Source organism: Leptolyngbya iicbica LK (assembly GCF_004212215.1).
GTDB classification, from domain to species: Bacteria; Cyanobacteriota; Cyanobacteriia; order Phormidesmidales; family Phormidesmidaceae; genus Halomicronema; species Halomicronema iicbica.
Genome location: NZ_QVFV01000002.1, coordinates 821,792 through 837,620, shown reverse-complemented (window position 1 = coordinate 837,620; position 15,829 = coordinate 821,792). Strand labels below are relative to the sequence as shown.

Annotated in this window: 13 protein-coding genes; 4 read left to right on the top strand and 9 right to left on the bottom strand. The window is 51.2% G+C overall.

The features are described from left to right. Nucleotides 1-76 precede the first annotated feature (76 nt). Both DYY88_RS10725 and gmk read left to right on the top strand, forming a co-directional pair. On the top strand, nt 77-814 hold the full coding sequence (locus DYY88_RS10725) for a phycocyanobilin:ferredoxin oxidoreductase (RefSeq protein WP_039728041.1): 738 nt from the start codon (nt 77-79) through the stop codon (nt 812-814). A gap of 207 nt (nt 815-1,021) precedes the next feature. Beyond that, a complete protein-coding gene (gmk, locus tag DYY88_RS10720; protein ID WP_044151321.1) occupies nt 1,022-1,630 on the top strand; it encodes a guanylate kinase in 609 nt (202 codons plus the stop codon). Nucleotides 1,631-2,104: 474 nt separating this feature from the next. On the opposite strand, the gene DYY88_RS10715 is transcribed toward gmk, so the two are convergent. Next, nucleotides 2,105-2,359: a hypothetical protein gene (locus tag DYY88_RS10715; protein WP_039728042.1), complete on the bottom strand. Its 255-nt coding sequence runs from the start codon at nt 2,357-2,359 to the stop codon at nt 2,105-2,107. A 503-nt stretch (nt 2,360-2,862) separates the two neighbouring features. On the opposite strand from DYY88_RS10715, the gene DYY88_RS10710 reads away from it, so the two are divergent. Then, nucleotides 2,863-4,152 carry a glucose-1-phosphate adenylyltransferase gene (locus DYY88_RS10710; RefSeq protein WP_039728043.1) on the top strand — a complete coding sequence of 430 codons (1,290 nt, stop codon included), beginning with the start codon at nt 2,863-2,865 and terminating at the stop codon, nt 4,150-4,152. 73 nt (nt 4,153-4,225) lie between these two features. Here the strand turns inward: DYY88_RS10710 and DYY88_RS10705 are convergent, their stop codons facing one another. The 3 genes from DYY88_RS10705 to DYY88_RS24875 all read right to left on the bottom strand — a co-directional run bounded on the left by DYY88_RS10705 (nt 4,226) and on the right by DYY88_RS24875 (nt 8,402). Then, nucleotides 4,226-5,683: a mechanosensitive ion channel domain-containing protein gene (locus DYY88_RS10705; protein WP_052288526.1), complete on the bottom strand. Its 1,458-nt coding sequence runs from the start codon at nt 5,681-5,683 to the stop codon at nt 4,226-4,228. A gap of 1,216 nt (nt 5,684-6,899) precedes the next feature. Further along, complete coding sequence (locus DYY88_RS10700; RefSeq protein ID WP_039728046.1) at nt 6,900-7,685, bottom strand: RNA polymerase sigma factor SigF; 786 nt, start codon at nt 7,683-7,685, stop codon at nt 6,900-6,902. 591 nt (nt 7,686-8,276) lie between these two features. Next, on the bottom strand, nt 8,277-8,402 hold the full coding sequence (locus DYY88_RS24875; protein WP_302849237.1) for a hypothetical protein: 126 nt from the start codon (nt 8,400-8,402) through the stop codon (nt 8,277-8,279). A 13-nt stretch (nt 8,403-8,415) separates the two neighbouring features. Between DYY88_RS24875 and DYY88_RS10695 the strand changes: the two genes are divergently transcribed. Continuing rightward, nucleotides 8,416-9,915, top strand: a complete 1,500-nt coding sequence (locus DYY88_RS10695; RefSeq protein ID WP_242517611.1) for an ArnT family glycosyltransferase — start codon at nt 8,416-8,418, stop codon at nt 9,913-9,915. An 86-nt stretch (nt 9,916-10,001) separates the two neighbouring features. On the opposite strand, the gene pyrC is transcribed toward DYY88_RS10695, so the two are convergent. The 5 genes from pyrC to DYY88_RS10670 form a co-directional block, all read right to left on the bottom strand. Beyond that, a complete protein-coding gene (gene pyrC, locus DYY88_RS10690; protein WP_039728049.1) occupies nt 10,002-11,030 on the bottom strand; it encodes a dihydroorotase in 1,029 nt (342 codons plus the stop codon). 191 nt (nt 11,031-11,221) lie between these two features. Further along, entirely contained in the window at nt 11,222-11,422 is a 201-nt protein-coding gene (locus tag DYY88_RS10685) for a DUF2949 domain-containing protein (RefSeq protein WP_039728050.1), read from the bottom strand. 297 nt (nt 11,423-11,719) lie between these two features. Next, complete coding sequence (gene fghA / locus DYY88_RS10680) at nt 11,720-12,574, bottom strand: S-formylglutathione hydrolase (RefSeq protein ID WP_044151323.1); 855 nt, start codon at nt 12,572-12,574, stop codon at nt 11,720-11,722. 496 nt (nt 12,575-13,070) lie between these two features. Continuing rightward, entirely contained in the window at nt 13,071-13,265 is a 195-nt protein-coding gene (locus DYY88_RS10675; RefSeq protein WP_039728051.1) for a DUF2949 domain-containing protein, read from the bottom strand. Nucleotides 13,266-13,462: 197 nt separating this feature from the next. Continuing rightward, the gene (locus tag DYY88_RS10670) at nt 13,463-15,574 is read right to left on the bottom strand and encodes a hydantoinase/oxoprolinase family protein (RefSeq protein WP_039728052.1); all 2,112 of its coding nucleotides are present in this window, start codon (nt 15,572-15,574) and stop codon (nt 13,463-13,465) included. Nucleotides 15,575-15,829: the final 255 nt, after the last annotated feature.

Genomic DNA, 15,829 nt, shown 5'->3' with positions numbered 1-15,829 from the left:
CGTGTCTTCAGACTGCCGCCTTAGTCGTTGTCGATGCTCACTGCTGGCTCCGTTGTTTCCCTCATTTACCTTGGTTATGACCGCGTCCCCATCCACCTCTTTGCGCGAACAGCAGCATCCGATGATTCGCCAACTGGCAGACATCATCGAAACAGTTTGGCAACGGTATCTCACCCTCTCGCCTTATCAACTGCCGGAAGATTTAGGCTATGTCGAAGGTCGGCTAGAAGGCGAAAAGCTGATCATCGAAAACGCTTGCTATCAAGCACCTCAGTTTCGCAAGCAGCATTTGGAGTTGGCGCGGGTGGGCAAAACGCTGGATATTTTGCACTGTGTGATGTTTCCCAACCCCGACTATGATTTGCCGATGTTTGGCTGCGATATTGTGGGGGGGCGCGGCCAGGTCAGTGCTGCCATTGTGGATTTGTCGCCGGTGAGCCGCGATCGCGCCTTATCTGCCGGTTATCGAGACGCCTTAGCCCAACTCCCACCGCAAAACTTCAGCCAACCGCGCGAAATTCCCACTTGGGGCGATATATTTTCCGAAGCGTGTTTATTTGTGCGGCCTACAACGCCAGAAGAGGAGCAGCAGTTTTTACAACAAGTGGAAGGGTATCTCACCATCCACTGTCAGCAGGCGATCGCCGCTACCCCCCAACCAGAACGTCGCGGCGAAATTCTGGCGGGTCAGAATCACTACTGCACCCAGCAACAACAAAACGACAAAACTCGTCGCGTGCTGGAAAAGGCGTTTGGTGATGCTTGGGCTGAGCGATACATGACTACAGTGCTATTTGATCAAGCCCCAAATTAGGCGCGCCAAATCCGAGATGCCTGTTATCCTGTATCAAATAACTCATGGCTTCGCCTGAGCGGGCGTGGTTAGTTGCCCCGCCGGCAATATTGATACTTTTGTGGAAATTTACGCTTTTCAGCCTGCAAGCTCACAGTGTTGACTGAGCTTAGGCTTAATTTTTAGGCATCACTAGCTTTTTGTTTTGCAGCGATTCCCCTAACTCCCATGACCCAAACTCTATCTCCCAATGCTTCCCTCTTACCTGAGGCGACCTCAGAGCACTCGACATCTCCGGGTCGGTTAGTCGTGTTGACGGGACCGAGCGGCGTCGGTAAAGGGACGTTGCTGAAACGCCTACGACAACAGCATCCCGACCTATACCTATCGACCTCTGCCACCACTCGTGCCCCGCGCGAAGGCGAAGAGCATGGGAAGGATTATTATTTCGTGACCCGCGATCGCTTTGAAGAGATGATTGCCGCAGGTGAGCTGTTGGAATGGGCCGAGTTTGCGGGTAACTATTACGGCACGCCCCGTCAGCCAGTGGAAGTGCAAATCGAGCGCGGCAATCAAGTGATTCTCGAAATCGAGTTGAAGGGAGCTCGGCAAGTGGCGCAATCCTTTCCAGAAGCTTTCAAAATTTTCATCGTTCCTCCCTCACCGGAAGAATTGGAGCGGCGGATCCGCGATCGTGGTCAAGATGATGAAGCCGCCATTACTCGTCGGCTGGCTCGCTCTCGCGTGGAACTAGATGCCGCAGATGAGTTTGACCTGCAAATTGTGAATGACAATCTAGAACAGGCGGTTGCCAAGTTGGCCGACGTCCTGCTCTGATAATGGGCTTTTCTCCCTTTGCTGAACCGATGCTTAGAGTTGCCAATACAGTTTGACCAACAATTAGCAATTGGTGATGGTTGCGGCGATGGTTGCGGCGTAAATATTGCAGCGCTGCCCTAACCGTAAAAGGCTTAGAAAAACGGACTTTGACGCCAGCCTGTTTTAGCGATCTCCAGTAGCTGTCGGGCAATTGATGCGCCCCGTAGCTGTCGGCCAACACTTTGTGTTGTGAGCGAACCAGGCATGATTGCGACAGTGACCAAAAAGTTAGACATCGAAGGACTCAAACCCTCGATTAAATAGTTCAATCGAGTCGAAAAATGATCGCTTAGATAGAGATAGCTAAAAAAACAAACAGTGAAAACAGGCTGAGTCAGTCGCTAATAATGCTGAAGGTCTTGGCCTTCTGTCTCATGAAAAGTCAGCGCCTAGCTACCTGGCAACATCTGCAAGTGGCGGATTTTTTGAATGCTAGAGATTAGAAGCTGTATCTGGAGAAATAGACAGCCCGCCCTGGGTCATCACCCGCTGTTGGGGCGTAATTAAGTCTGCGATCGCTTCCACATTTATGCCTATATCAGTGCAAGCTTGTTGCAGAGCCGTTTGGAAAGCTGTGACATCCTGACCATAACCGCATCGCTCGGCCACAATTACCACATCGTTGTCGGCATTAGCTTTTGCGCAATCAATTAACTCTATCCCCTCTAAGGGGGAAATATCACTCATAAACTCAAAATGAAATTTGCATTTACTATGCTCAAAAATTTACCGTAATCCTCTCATCTTTACTTCTAACTAGAGGTAGAGACGAAGCTTCCATTGGTTATGGTCGTTTCCATAAAAAATCAGGCAGGTGCTCGGAAAAAATTTCCGTCTAAAATGAGTAAAACGAATTGGCTAAATTTATGATTTGCACAAATTCTGACGAAGACTATGCTGTTGTCCCCTAACCTTCATCTCTCTATTTCGATAGAGATCGCGCTATATCGATCGATCCGTACTGAAAGTTCACATTGCTGAGACAATGTAGAAGAAGAACTTTCAATATTATGATGAAGCAGTGACCTGAGATTAATCCCGGCTCAACATTTCAACTTTAAAACTTGCGGTGATTTGTAGCCAGTGTGTCGTCGGCGATCGCATACCGCAACGTGGGCTGAAGATGCCCTTGATATCAGGTCAAATGTAATAGTGCTTAATTTTCAGCAGTAGTTATAAAGTTTAGGTCAATGAATCGAGTCCTTTCTATTATTCTTGGCGGTGGCGCTGGTACTCGCCTGTATCCCTTGACTAAAACTCGGGCAAAACCGGCAGTTCCACTAGCCGGAAAACATCGACTTATTGATATCCCCATTAGCAATTGCATCAATTCCAACATCCTCAAGATTTATGTATTGACACAGTTCAACTCAGCTTCGTTGAACCAACATATTTCCCGTTCTTATGGTTTTTCTGGCTTTCAACAAGGCTTTGTAGAAGTCTTAGCCGCGCAGCAAACACCTGAGAGTAAAGCTTGGTTTCAAGGTACAGCAGATGCCGTACGGCAATATCTGGGGCGGTTTGCATCCCACGATGTGGATGAGTATTTGATCTTGTCGGGCGATCATCTATATCGAATGGATTACAGCGCCTTTGTGCGTCATCACCGTGAGAGTGGTGCAGACATCACCTTGTCAGTGGTGCCAATGGATGAAGCGCGGGCCTCAAGTTTTGGCCTGATGAAAATCAATCCCCACGGTCGGATTATTGACTTTTACGAAAAGCCCGAGGGAGAAGCCCTGAAACATATGCAAGTCGACACAACGGTTTTGGGCATGGACACTGAAGCCGCTCAGAAAATGCCCTATATTGCGTCGATGGGAATTTATGTATTCAAGCGTCGAGCGCTTTTGGATCTATTACAGCGTCGCCCAGATTACACTGACTTTGGCAAAGAAATATTGCCTGAAGCAATTCATAAAATGAGAGTGCAGGCCTATCTCTTCAATGATTACTGGGAAGATATTGGCACCATTAAAGCTTTTTTTGATGCTAATTTAGCGCTAGTAAAACAGCCCAATCCTGACTTTAGCTTTTACAATAAATCTGCCCCTATTTATACGCGAGCGCGCTTTTTGCCGCCGACAAAGCAACTGGAATGTACCGTCATTGAGTCAATGATTAGTGAGGGCTGCATCCTCAAAAGCTGCCAGATTCATCATTCCGTTCTAGGTATTCGCTCTCGAATTGAATCGGGCTGTTTGATTCGCAATAGCTTGCTGATGGGAGCAGATTATTATCAGTCGGATTTTGAACAAGATAGTCGCTGCGATAGCCCTTCCATTCCTTTGGGAATTGGCGCTAATAGTGAAGTTAGCAACGCCATTATCGATAAGAATGCCCGTATTGGTTGTAATGTGAAAATCGTCAATAAGGATAATGTACAAGAAGCTGATCGCGAGCAAGATGGGTTTTATATTCGCAATGGCATTATTGTTATTCTGAAAGACGCTACCCTTCCAGACGGGATGATTATTTAGACAACTGTAACAGCCACAGCATTTTCCCTGTAACGTTGGTGAAGTAAATATCAGAAAATTCTTTGAGCCTGGTTTATGGGGTATGCGGAAAAAACAACTTGTCCAGTTGTTTCTTAACCCAACCAACTGGATTTTTGTCGTACTCGCTATTAATTAAACCTAGCTCTCTAAGACGACGCTGTTGTTGCGTGAGTTCATCCTCATGGCGACCCATGGCATCCACGATACAGTTGTAAAGTTTTGGTTGACTTTGCAGTATCTGCTTAAAGCCCCCAGGACTAATAGAAAATACAGTCGTTTCTTCAATTGCTACGACCGTAACAGTTCTGGGTACGCCCAACATTAATGAGAATTCACCGATGAATTGCCCAGATTTTAGAATAGTGGGTTCTTTATAACCTTGTAATTGATAACTTACAGCGCCAGACAAAATGATATAAAAAGCGTCACCTGGCTCTCCTTCATTAAACAAAATCTCCCCTGATTCTAAACGCCGACGATGGCCAACTTCCACCAGTTTCCTCAACTCAACTGGGCTTGAATCTCGAAAGTAAGGAATTGCTTTGAGTAAATCGCGGGTTGCAATAGGCTTGGGCAAGGGATTGCTAAATGAAGACGATATATTTTGTAGGTCAGTATGTTGTAAATAGTTGTCGACTGAAGATTTTAAGACAACATTCGGATTGCGATGCCACAAGTCATAACGAGGTGATGCAAGCCGGATCTGATGCTGCCGGAGGTTTTGGTCAATAATAAATCGGAGAGAACTTTCTGTTTTATGTTTCAGATCAATACGGTTTACCCAGACCCAGAGGACAAAATCTAATGAATATTCACCGAAACCAGTAAAGTAAGCCTCTGGGGGGTATTCATAAGAAACACTTTCTTCTAAGTAAGCCGAGTCGAGCAGCGCTTCAATTACAATGACGGCATCACTTTCGTGAGTGACGCTGACGTCAATGGGAATCCAACCTTTGGTGTGTTGATAAGTCCAATTAATGACTTTATTGCCCGAAAGCTCACTATTGGGAATGACAATGTGGCGCTGAGTAATGGTACGAATCACAGTTGACCGCAGGGAAATTTCGACGATATATCCAGTAAGACCTTCTAACTCAATAAAATCGCCGACCTTAAGCTTATGTTCAACAAGTAATGCTAAGCCACTAATGAAATTTCGCGTTAAGTCTTGAAAGCCAAAACCAATGCCAATACCAAGACTGCCGACTAAAACGGCAATCGAAGCAAAACTAACTCCTAATGTTTGTAAAAGTACTAAGCAAAAAAGAGTACTAAGTCCATAGCTGGCGATGGTGGCAACGGACTCTCGCACACCTTGCTTGAGCCCCAATCTCCGTAAGACAATTTCCGCCAGGACTTTTTTAAAGACTAAGGCAAAAAGAATTGTGAGGAGGATTGCCAACAAAAACTCAGCGATTGCGCTTAGCGTTAAGGTTCCATTTCCGACGCGGAGAAACGGCGTATTAACAGCTTGTTGAATGCTCTCGAATAAGCGATTAAACCCAGCCACAATAAACAGAAGAACGATTCAGTGGGTACATGATGCCATTTTCAGTGCCTTATCCCCTAACGATTCACAGTTACCCAAGCAGAAAGGCAATACTTGAGCAAGATTCTGATTAGGGAAGAATGATTAAGTAATGTTCCAGGCCTGTTTAATGAGTCAATATGACACGGGCATCTATCCTACAAGCCTGTCATGGTACTAGAACCGGCCTGTAGACCTCACTGCCAGACGACTAATGTAGCCAAAACGGCATAATTAAGTAGCAGCGTTATCGCTGTCGCAACCCTGACTGTGCTCAGGTTTCCTATCATTTTCGACTATCCCTATCGAAAACATGTCCTTGGGGTAATAGAGCCAGTCAGCTAGATGGCAAGGAATGGTCCTGGCATCCGCTATACCGCACGGGTTCTGAGGATGCGCCTGGCGATCGCAAGTGGGAAACTCGAAAAATATCGCCTCCAGGGATCGGTTCATCGGGGCGCTTTAGAACAACCTCAAACTTTACCAACAGTTGGCATCCTAACGCGGGTTGAGGCAGCTGAAAAGGACGAAATGTCGAGCCACGTCCAGTCGGAAACGCTAGGAATGTTGGCTCTGGCATGCCAGCGATCATGCGATCGGTGAAGTTCTGGCCTCTTCCCTCCTCATGGAGACCATGCTCTCACGGCCTCCATGGAGTTTGTGGCACCCTTTGGTATCGAGCAGTTCTATACCGACAACTGGGGGCTTACTCACGACAACTCGCCCCTTAACAGCATCCAGCTAGCGAAACTATTTGCTCCTCCCAATCAATGCGGATGCATGACACCGTCATTGGGCTGTCCATCAGCTTGGCCGCGCTGAACCATTTCCTTTGGTGTTCATCGCTGAGCATAGAATTTATCCAATGCAGCCTCGACTGTATTGCTGCTCGTCGAACTCACGTTTGGGAAGAAATGCGCTGCAGTAACTGCTGGCAACAATGCATGGCGTCATAGCTCAAGGCCAGTTTGATCGCTTAGATTATGGCGGTGTTCATGCCTGCTCAAAATTCCTGAGCGCCGACGCTATTTTTCTCTGCTCGGAGCTTACCCAGTTGTGAAAACACCTTCTCGGTCAGTTGTTACACAAAAAGGAGCACAGCGAATACACCATGCTCCTCGAATACACCCTATACGCAAGTTTGGTTGTTTCCAACCCAGTCAAGACAAGACTTTGAATAACTGATAGTGACCTGAACTTATGGCTCAGTTTGCAAAGCTTGCGGCTGCAAAAAAGCCACCATCTGATCGATGCCGCGTTGAATGCGGCGGGTCACTGTCATGGGGCTGACGCCAATCCGTTCCGCGACCTCTTTGCGGGACAAGCCATTGAAAAACACATACTCAATTGCGGAGCGAGTTTTGTCTTCAAGTTGAGCCATGGCTCGCTGGAGTTGCTGACGATCTTCCTCGAGCAGTTGCATGCGCTGGTAATAGGTGTCGGGCAGGGTATCACCCAGTGTGATGCTGGAATCAATCTGGTGGCAAACCGTTGCATCGAGGCTCAGGGGCATCCGGTTCTTGTTGGCCATTTTGACTTCGCGCCATTCTTCGACTGAGACGCAGAGCGCTTGGGCCATTTCATGATCGTTGGGTTGGCGACCCAGCTGGCGAATCATTTCGCCCTGGCATTTTTGCGCTTCCTTTTGCAGGTCTTGCCAACGACGGGGAATCTTAACAGTAGTGCCGCGATCGCGTAAGAAATGGAGCATTTCACCACGGATGTAAGGCACAGCGAAAGAGCTAAAGGCGCATCCTTGAACAGGGTTAAAGCGCTCAATGGCGCGAATGAGGCCTAAGTAACCAATTTGCTCAAGGTCTTCGTAGGGTTCAGAACACTGATGGCTGACACGGTGGGCAATCTTTCTCACAAGGCCCGCATTCAAGCGAACCAAGCGATTACGCAATTCAACAGAAGGCTGATTTTTGTAAGCAATCAGCATTTCCATACCGCGAGAGCGAAGAGAAGAAGTCTGGTTAGCCATTTCGATGGATTTCCTTGCGTTTAGAGCGACAGTTTTAGGAAACTAGATTCATTTTCAACATCTGGCTCATATAACACCATCGTTGTTATACGGGACTCTCAGTACACGGCAAAAAAAGTATCCGTATATCTGCGGAATACATATACAGGTAAGCATGTTCAAGCCTGATATCAGAGGGTTTCAGAGGCTCCTTCGACTGCTAAATGCCGTCAGTAATTATGCGAACTCTGGTTTCGATAGCAAAAAAAATCCGGGATAAAGTGGTTTAAATCACGGAATCTTTATGAGAATTTCCACAAAAAGTTTTTTTTGTAAGAGCTCAAAAAAAATGTTGACGTCATTCGATCTAAAACTGCTAATTAGCGAGTGACTTACTCTTAGTAACTTGCCTGAAGCTTTAAGAAGTTTTACTCAATCAGGTAGCTATCTTTACATTTTCTAGACGACGGCTGATTGTGTGAACTTTTTATAAGTCTGGTGTTGTCTGATGGCCTAGTAATACGGATTTGAGCTGCTCATTATGCGGTTGTGCCGCTTAGACTGGGCGACTATCGAGCGATCGCCGGGTTAGGCCTAGGTGCGAAATCGCCATCAACGGGTGAGAATCTTCTTACGAATGCCTTTCACCATCTGCATGATCTCAAATTCGACAACCCGACGAAATAACTGGACTTGCTGGTTGCTGCTATGGGGAGCGGCACTGTTAATTTGCTGCATTGATTTGGCTGGCGTGCCGTTGCGGGACTGGGATGAAGGGACCGTGGCGCAAGTGGCTCGAGAGATGAGTCGAGGGGAGACCTGGGCAGCGTGGTTGCATCCTCAACTGTGGGGTCAACCTTATCTCAACAAACCGCCGCTGCTGCACAGCTTGATTGCTGTCTGTTTTCAAACCTTTGGCGTGCAGACTTGGGTGGCGCGACTCCCTGGGGCGATTTTGACGGCGACTTCGGTGCCAATGCTGTTTCTTTTGGGGCGTGAGGTCTTGCCCACCCGGCTTTATGCCTTGATGGGAGCAGGCGTTTATTTGACCTGGTTGCCAGTGGTGCGGCATGGTCGTTTAGCGATGCTGGATGGGGCCGTGGTGTGCTTTTTTATTACGCTGCTCTGGTTGTTGCGGCGATCGCAGCGTCAGCCGTGGGCCTATCTGGGGGTGGGGGCTTGTTTTGCCGCGATGTGTCTGACCAAAGGAATTTTGGGTGGGTTACTTCTAGCGATCGCGCTTCTGTGGGTGCTGTGGGATGCGCCCAAGGAATGGCGATCGCCCTATCTATGGGGCGGTGTGGGGCTGGGTAGCCTCCCGGTAATCGGTTGGTATGCGTTGCAGTGGCAATACTACGGTGATCAATTTGTTGATGTCACGCTGTTGAACCAAAATCTCAGTCGGGTTTGGGATACGGTCGAAGATCATCAAGGCCCGCCATGGTATTACCTGCTGGAGCTCTTGAAATACAGCTGGCCTTGGTTGATATTTTGGCCTACGGGCTTATGGCTGACCTGGCGATCGCGTCATACTGCCTGGGCCAAACTCATCTTGGTGTGGACGGTCGGGTATCTGCTAACGATTTCCGTGATGAGCACCAAACTACCTTGGTACATCTATCCGCTGTATCCGGCGATGGCGATGACGGTGGGGGTGGCTCTCGCCGCTACATGGAATCGCCATCGTCACTGGAGTGGGCGCGAGTTAACCCTCAAACGGATTCCCCTAGGCTGGGCGATATTACTCGCTCTACTCAGTGTGGGCGGAGCCGGAGGCATGGTGTATGCCAGCTCCTGGGGGCCAGAACCTTCGTTAGCTTTGGCTGCTACGGGGTTGGGGGTGATGCTGACGACTGGGCTCGCCGCCTACTGGGCGGTTCGGCAACAAACACGCTTTATCCCCATTTTGATGGCGGGCCTTTATGCGAGTTTCCTTGCTTTGATGCTGTCTGATCATTGGTTGTGGGAGCTAGGGGAGGCGTTTCCGGTATTGCCCGTGGCAAATCTCATCAATGGGCAGGTGCCACGAGATGCATCTATATATATGGCGGATTTTTATAATCGCCCATCGCTGGACTTTTATTGCGATCGCCGCGTCGTTGCCCAACCCTCTGCAGCTTTGTTAGAGCGCTGGCCCCAAGAGACGCCGATGTATGTCCTGACGCAAAATCTAGGGCCTTACCAAAGCGGGGCTGCCAAGACTACGACCCTGGGGATGGCTGCCGATTGGCATTTGGTGGTGAATCAGTAACGGTTCGGGACGGGCAGCATCTAGCCATCCTGATTTTTTAATCGCCTATCTTGAGGGGATTGCGTATGGTCTACGGTTAGTGCGCTTTAGGCCATTTGCCACGACAGCTTTTCTCCAGCTCTGAGCGGCACCAATTCCGTTGTTCCCAATGGCACGGCATCAGGAATCTGCCAAGGTGTTTTAGTTAAGGTAATTTGTTCCGTATTGCGGGGCAGCTGGTAAAAGTCTGGCCCGTAGAAGCTAGCGAAGCCTTCTAACTTATCTAAGGCGTCCACGCTTTCAAACGCCTCGGCATAGAGTTCGATCGCATGCAAAGCTGAAAAGCAGCCCGCACAGCCACAGGCACTCTCTTTATCACCTCGTGCATGGGGGGCGCTGTCGGTGCCTAAGAAGAATTTGGGGTTGCCGGAAGTCGCTGCTTGCAGCAGGGCTTGGCGATGGGTTTCGCGTTTCAAAATGGGTAGGCAATAGTAATGCGGGCGCAGGCCACCCTGAAACAAAATGTTGCGGCTAAACAGCAAATGTTGGGGGGTGATGGTGGCGGCCATCCGATCCGTGGCGTTTACAAACTCGACGGCATCGGCAGTGGTGACATGTTCCAATACGACTCGCAGTTGTGGATAGCGCTCTTTTAACGGGATAAGGTGCTGGTGGATGAACACCTTTTCGCGATCGAACATATCCACCCCGGCATCGGTGACTTCGCCGTGCAGCAGTAGTGGCATGTCGACCTGCTGCATCGCTTCAAAGACGCGATCGCAGTTACGCATATCCGTCACGCCGGAGTCTGAATTGGTCGTCGCCCCAGCCGGATAGTACTTCACCGCTTTGATAAACGAGGTGGCCTGGGCGGCCATAATTTCGTCGGGGCTAGTATTGTCCGTCAGATACAGCGTCATCAACGGTTCGAAAGTTTGCCCAGGGGGAATCACGGCAAGAATGCGATCGCGATAAGCCGTAGCGTCAGCGACGGAACGCACGGGTGGTTTGAGATTGGGCATGACGATGGCGCGGGCAAATTGGCGCACAGTGTGCGGCAGCACTGCCTTGAGGGTTGCGCCATCGCGTAAATGGAGATGCCAGTCGTCGGGCCGAGTAATTGTCAGGTCTGTCATAGGCCAATCATACGGCGGGCGATGGCGGACATCTCAGGGTCTTCATGAAGCTCCAAATTCCGCCTTTGAGGGGCAGCGCTGGGGCAAAAGAGGTTTGGCAGAGCGTGGCTAATCGGTTCTCGTCTGTTCTCTTGGGGCTGATGCTTGATCGAGGTAAGCGATCGCCCGCTGCCTGGCGCGGATCAGACTCATTAAGCCACTTCTAGCCAGTCGTAGATTTGCTCAAGCTGGTCGAGTGAGACTAAACCATATTGCCAGAGCACCATTGGCAACGGGCCAGGATCTTGTTCGTAATGGCGCATAGCCACGTTAATGGCAGCGGGTGGAATATCGAGCTCATTCTGCAAAAACTGAATCAAATGAGCATTTCGGCTGGTGGCGACGCTCTGCACCTTGATGGGGCTCCTCAATCAAAACGGTATCGGGGTTACTGGGCCAGATTGTAGCTAAACTCACCGCACCTGAACACACGATCTAGTTCGGATAACCGATTGAGTAGATAGCAGGACTGAAACCACCGGTAATTCTGATTGAGCGATCGCCCTCAAAATCCCACTCAACGCGATATTGACCCATACGCGACGCGATCGTCCAGAATCCCGGTTTCTGAAAGGAACCGGGATTCTGCACTCCAGCCGATTTGACGAAACATGGCGTGTCGTCGCTTTGATGGGTTGCTAGTTGCGCACTTACGGAACTAACGTCGCAGCATGGTGTGCTAAGTGATCGCCCATGAAGCTGGCGATGAAGTAATAGCTGTGGTCATAACCGGGCTGCATTCGGAGGGTTAGGGGATGGTTGACCGCCTGACACGCTGCGGCAAATAACTCCGGTTGCAGCTGCTCTTTGAGAAATGAGTCAGCATCGCCCTGGTCGATCAAAATGGGCAGCCGTTCGGGGGCCGTCTTGACCAAGTGAGTCGGGTCGTAAGCTAGCCAATCGGATAGGGTACTGCCCAGGTAATTGCTAAAGGCTTTTTTGCCCCAGGGCACCTGCGGCGGAGCCACGATTGGCGCAAACGCCGACACACTTTTGAAGCGTCCCGGATTGCGGAGGGCAATCATCAGCGCGCCATAGCCACCCATGGAGTGGCCCATGATGCCTTGATGGGTCTCGCGAATTGGAAAGTTGGCCGCGATCGCTCCCGGCAATTCTGTCACCACGTAGTCATACATCCGGTAATGCTGCGCCCAGGGCTCCTGCGTGGCATTCAGATAAAATCCGGCACTGCTGCCAAAGTCGTAGCTGTCATCTTCCCCCGGCAGCTTACAACCCCGAGGACTCGTATCGGGCGCAACGATAATCAGCCCGTGCTGCGCTGCATATTGCTGGGCTCCGGCCTTGGTGATGAAATTTTGCTCGGTACAGGTCAGTCCACTTAGCCAATACACCACCGGACAGGACTGGGCCTCAGCTTGGGGCGGCAGGTAAACTGCAAAGTTCATGTCACAAGCCAGCACGTCAGAGTGGTGCTGATATACATCTTGCCAACCGCCAAAGCTACGCTGGCGAGAGGTTTGCGTCAGAGTATGGGGAGAAGTCATTGATTGGAGCTAGACCCAGAATTCATCAACGGGGGCGCGTTATTACCAGCTGCTAGCCTTGGAGCTACCAGCATCAGTCACTCATAAACCAAGTACCGCCCTCATCCTAATACGCAGCCTGCTGACGATGCTTTATTTCACGCAATATGGTGGTTTGAGTAATTGAGTGTCATTGGTTGCATCTGCCATCCAACTCCCTAAATTTACTCTCTCCCATCAGCGCAGCTTGCCTTGCCGAAGGAGAGAACGGTTGGGTATTTTGAAGACCGGATGCGTCGAGCGATTTTTGCGCTATGTCGACGAAGGGCAATGCTGCCAGCAGCTTTGCTGTTCAAAATTTTGGGCAATTTTGGCTAAATTGATTTGACCGCTCGTCAAGCTGTTGAGATGGGGACGAAGTTTTGGCAATACTCTTATCGCGGTTAGCCGTTGATGGAAGGGCGCGCATAGGGCAAAAATTGCCCAGTAAGGATTAGTGGGTTGGGCAGCGAACGCCTCAAGTCATGATGCTGGCTTCTAGCCAATCGTAGATTTGGTCGAGTTGATGGGTCGTCACCAAGCCATATTGCCAGAGCACGATGGGCAACAGGTTAGGCGATGACGCCGACCGCCTCAGCCCCAGGGCGATCGCCTCAGTCGGAACCGCCAATTCATGTTGGAGAAACTCAATCAACTGGCTTTGCTGACTCATGATGAGGGGCCGTTGTGTAGATCTTCGTGACCGTTTGCAACAGCATACCCATGAATTTAAAGTCTGGATGACTTGCTTATTGAGACGCAACAGAATCTTTATGGTTTGAAAAGAATTGCGAGCCACAATTGATGTCTCCCGCCCATGGCATAACCGCCACGGGCTGAGGCTTTGCGTCGTTGGCGAGTCCGCGTGGTTTACACGGCGGCGGCCATAGCCATACTGGGGTCAGTCGCTGACGCCGCTGCCAAACGAATCAGCAAATTACCATTCGCCTCCACGGTGGTATGGCTGTGGGGGGGCAGCAGAATGGTGGAATCTTTTTGGAAGATGACCGCTGGGCCTTCAATTTCACCACCGATGGGAAGGCGATCGCGTTCAAAAAAGTTCGTCGAATACTTCTCCAATTGACCATCAACCCGGAAGTAGGTGACCGCAGTTTTGAGCCATGCATCTTCCACCTGGCCTTCAGCCGGGACGGGTAGCCCTGCAAGTTTCGGCATGGGGCCAGTGCCCGTGACGCGCAGAGTGACTAGCTCCACCGGATTTTCGGGGAAGGAGTGACCGTATTCGGCGGTATGTAGGTCGTGGAACTGTTGCCACACGCTTTGGAGCGCCGCTTCATCCAGTTCCCCATTCGGGACGATCGCCCGCAACTCGTACCCCTGCCCCACATAGCGACAGTCGGCAAATCGCTGCAACGTCATCTGATCGGCACTAAAGCCATCGGCTCGCAGCTGTTCGATGACCTGATCTTCCAACGCTTGCAGATCGGCGTTGAGCTTATCCAAATGCGGGTCAGTGCTGAGGGTGAACTCGTTCTGAATCAGGTCGTGCTTGAGGTCGGTGGTGAGCAGCCCCATCGCTGAGGTGATGCCGGGATAGCGCGGCACAATCACTTCGGGAATGCCCAGCGATCGCGCCACTTCCGCCGCGTGGAGTGGTCCTGCGCCTCCCTGGGCCACGAGCGCGAACTGCCGGGGATCTTGCCCTTTTTGAATGGTGCGAGAGCGGATGGCATTCGCCATGTTGTTGTTAACGATGGTGAGAATGCCTGCGGCGGTTTCGTAAAGGTCGAGGCCGACGCGATCGACGAGGGCTTGGACGGCAGCGAAGGCTTTGTCGGGATAGATCGCCATTTCGCCACCGAGGAAATGGTCGGGATCGAGACGATTCAGCACCACGTTAGCGTCGGTGACGGTGACTTCGGTGCCGCCTTTGTCGTAGCAAACGGGACCCGGTTCGGCTCCAGCACTGCGCGGCCCTACCCGGAACGCGCCGCCCTCATCCACATAGGCGATGCTGCCGCCCCCCGCGCCAATAGTATGCACGTCGATCATCGGCACCATGACGGGATAGCCCGCAATCCAGGTGTCGCGGGCGGTGGCTTCGGCAAAGCCCCGCTCGGTAACGATGCCGATGTCGGTGCTGGTGCCGCCCATGTCAAAGGTGATGAGGCGATCGCGCTGCGATCTTTCCCCCGCCGCCGCGCCTCCTAATACACCCGCTGCGAGTCCCGACAGTAGCAACGTGACGGGTTGCTCACCTGCGACCTCTGCCGTCGCCACGCCGCCGTTGGAGCGCATGATGTGCAATTCGCCCCGCACGGACTGTTCCTTCAAACTGCGGCTGAGGTTCTGGATGTAGCGCTTTACCTTGGGGCCGACGAAGGCGTTGATGCAGGTGGTGGTGAACCGCTCAAACTCGCGGAACTGGGGAAAGATGCTAGCGCTGGTAGTGATGAACGCCTCGGGGAACAGTTCCTGGGCGAGTTCGGCCACCCGGTCTTCGTGGCGAGAGTCGAAGTAGGAGTTGAGGAAGCAGATGGCAACGGATTCTACGCCCGCTTCTTTCAACTCCTGGATGGCGGTGCGGGCAGCATCTTCATCTAGCGGGGTCAGTACTTCGCCGCGCGGGTCGAGGCGTTCGGGCACGACTTTGCGATCGCGCCGTTTCACCAGGGGCCGTGCCTGCCAGGGAATATCCTGCATGATTGAGTAGTGCTGGGGGCGCTGGTGCCGCCCAATGTGCACGATGTCGCGATAGCCCTCGGTGGTGATCATCCCCGTGCGGGCGCCGTCGTGGGTGAGCAGGGTGTTGGTGGCGATCGTCGTGCCGTGGAGCACATGCTCGATGTCGCCATAGTCTGCCTCGGCCATTTCACACAGGGTTTGAATGCCCTGAATCATGCCAATGGAGGGGTCTTCAACGGTGGTAGGGACTTTGTGAATCCAGGTCTGCTGCTGGGCGACATCCGCCAAAATCAGGTCGGTAAACGTGCCGCCGATATCCACACCGATGAGTTTCATATCCGCTCTCCAAACGTACCTATGCTGCCTCGGATTCTAGGGAGGGACGGTGGCGGCAAAATGTTCAGACTGTACGTTTCTCTGCCTGAGGATTTCTAACTTTCCACCCAGGCTGGATTCTGGCTAACGTGGGAGCCATCAAGCACCTGTTTTTTCCTAGTGTGTAAGAAGTAATGGCAACCTTCTTAGACTCAGGTAGCTCTTTCGCTCGCGATCGAGTTGCCGGCAAATCGACAGTCTGATGATGCGTTTGCC

What these genes read in the sequence shown, in the direction of transcription:
- DYY88_RS10725 (WP_039728041.1), top strand. Translation starts at nt 77, where the DNA reads ATGACCGCGTCCCCATCCACCTCTTTGCGCGAACAGCAGCATCCGATG.
- gmk (WP_044151321.1), top strand. Translation starts at nt 1,022, where the DNA reads ATGACCCAAACTCTATCTCCCAATGCTTCCCTCTTACCTGAGGCGACC.
- DYY88_RS10715 (WP_039728042.1), bottom strand. Translation starts at nt 2,359, where the DNA reads ATGAGTGATATTTCCCCCTTAGAGGGGATAGAGTTAATTGATTGCGCA.
- DYY88_RS10710 (WP_039728043.1), top strand. Translation starts at nt 2,863, where the DNA reads ATGAATCGAGTCCTTTCTATTATTCTTGGCGGTGGCGCTGGTACTCGC.
- DYY88_RS10700 (WP_039728046.1), bottom strand. Translation starts at nt 7,685, where the DNA reads ATGGCTAACCAGACTTCTTCTCTTCGCTCTCGCGGTATGGAAATGCTG.
- DYY88_RS24875 (WP_302849237.1), bottom strand. Translation starts at nt 8,402, where the DNA reads ATGCAGCAAATTAACAGTGCCGCTCCCCATAGCAGCAACCAGCAAGTC.
- pyrC (WP_039728049.1), bottom strand. Translation starts at nt 11,030, where the DNA reads ATGACAGACCTGACAATTACTCGGCCCGACGACTGGCATCTCCATTTA.
- fghA (WP_044151323.1), bottom strand. Translation starts at nt 12,574, where the DNA reads ATGACTTCTCCCCATACTCTGACGCAAACCTCTCGCCAGCGTAGCTTT.
- DYY88_RS10675 (WP_039728051.1), bottom strand. Translation starts at nt 13,265, where the DNA reads ATGAGTCAGCAAAGCCAGTTGATTGAGTTTCTCCAACATGAATTGGCG.
- DYY88_RS10670 (WP_039728052.1), bottom strand. Translation starts at nt 15,574, where the DNA reads ATGAAACTCATCGGTGTGGATATCGGCGGCACGTTTACCGACCTGATT.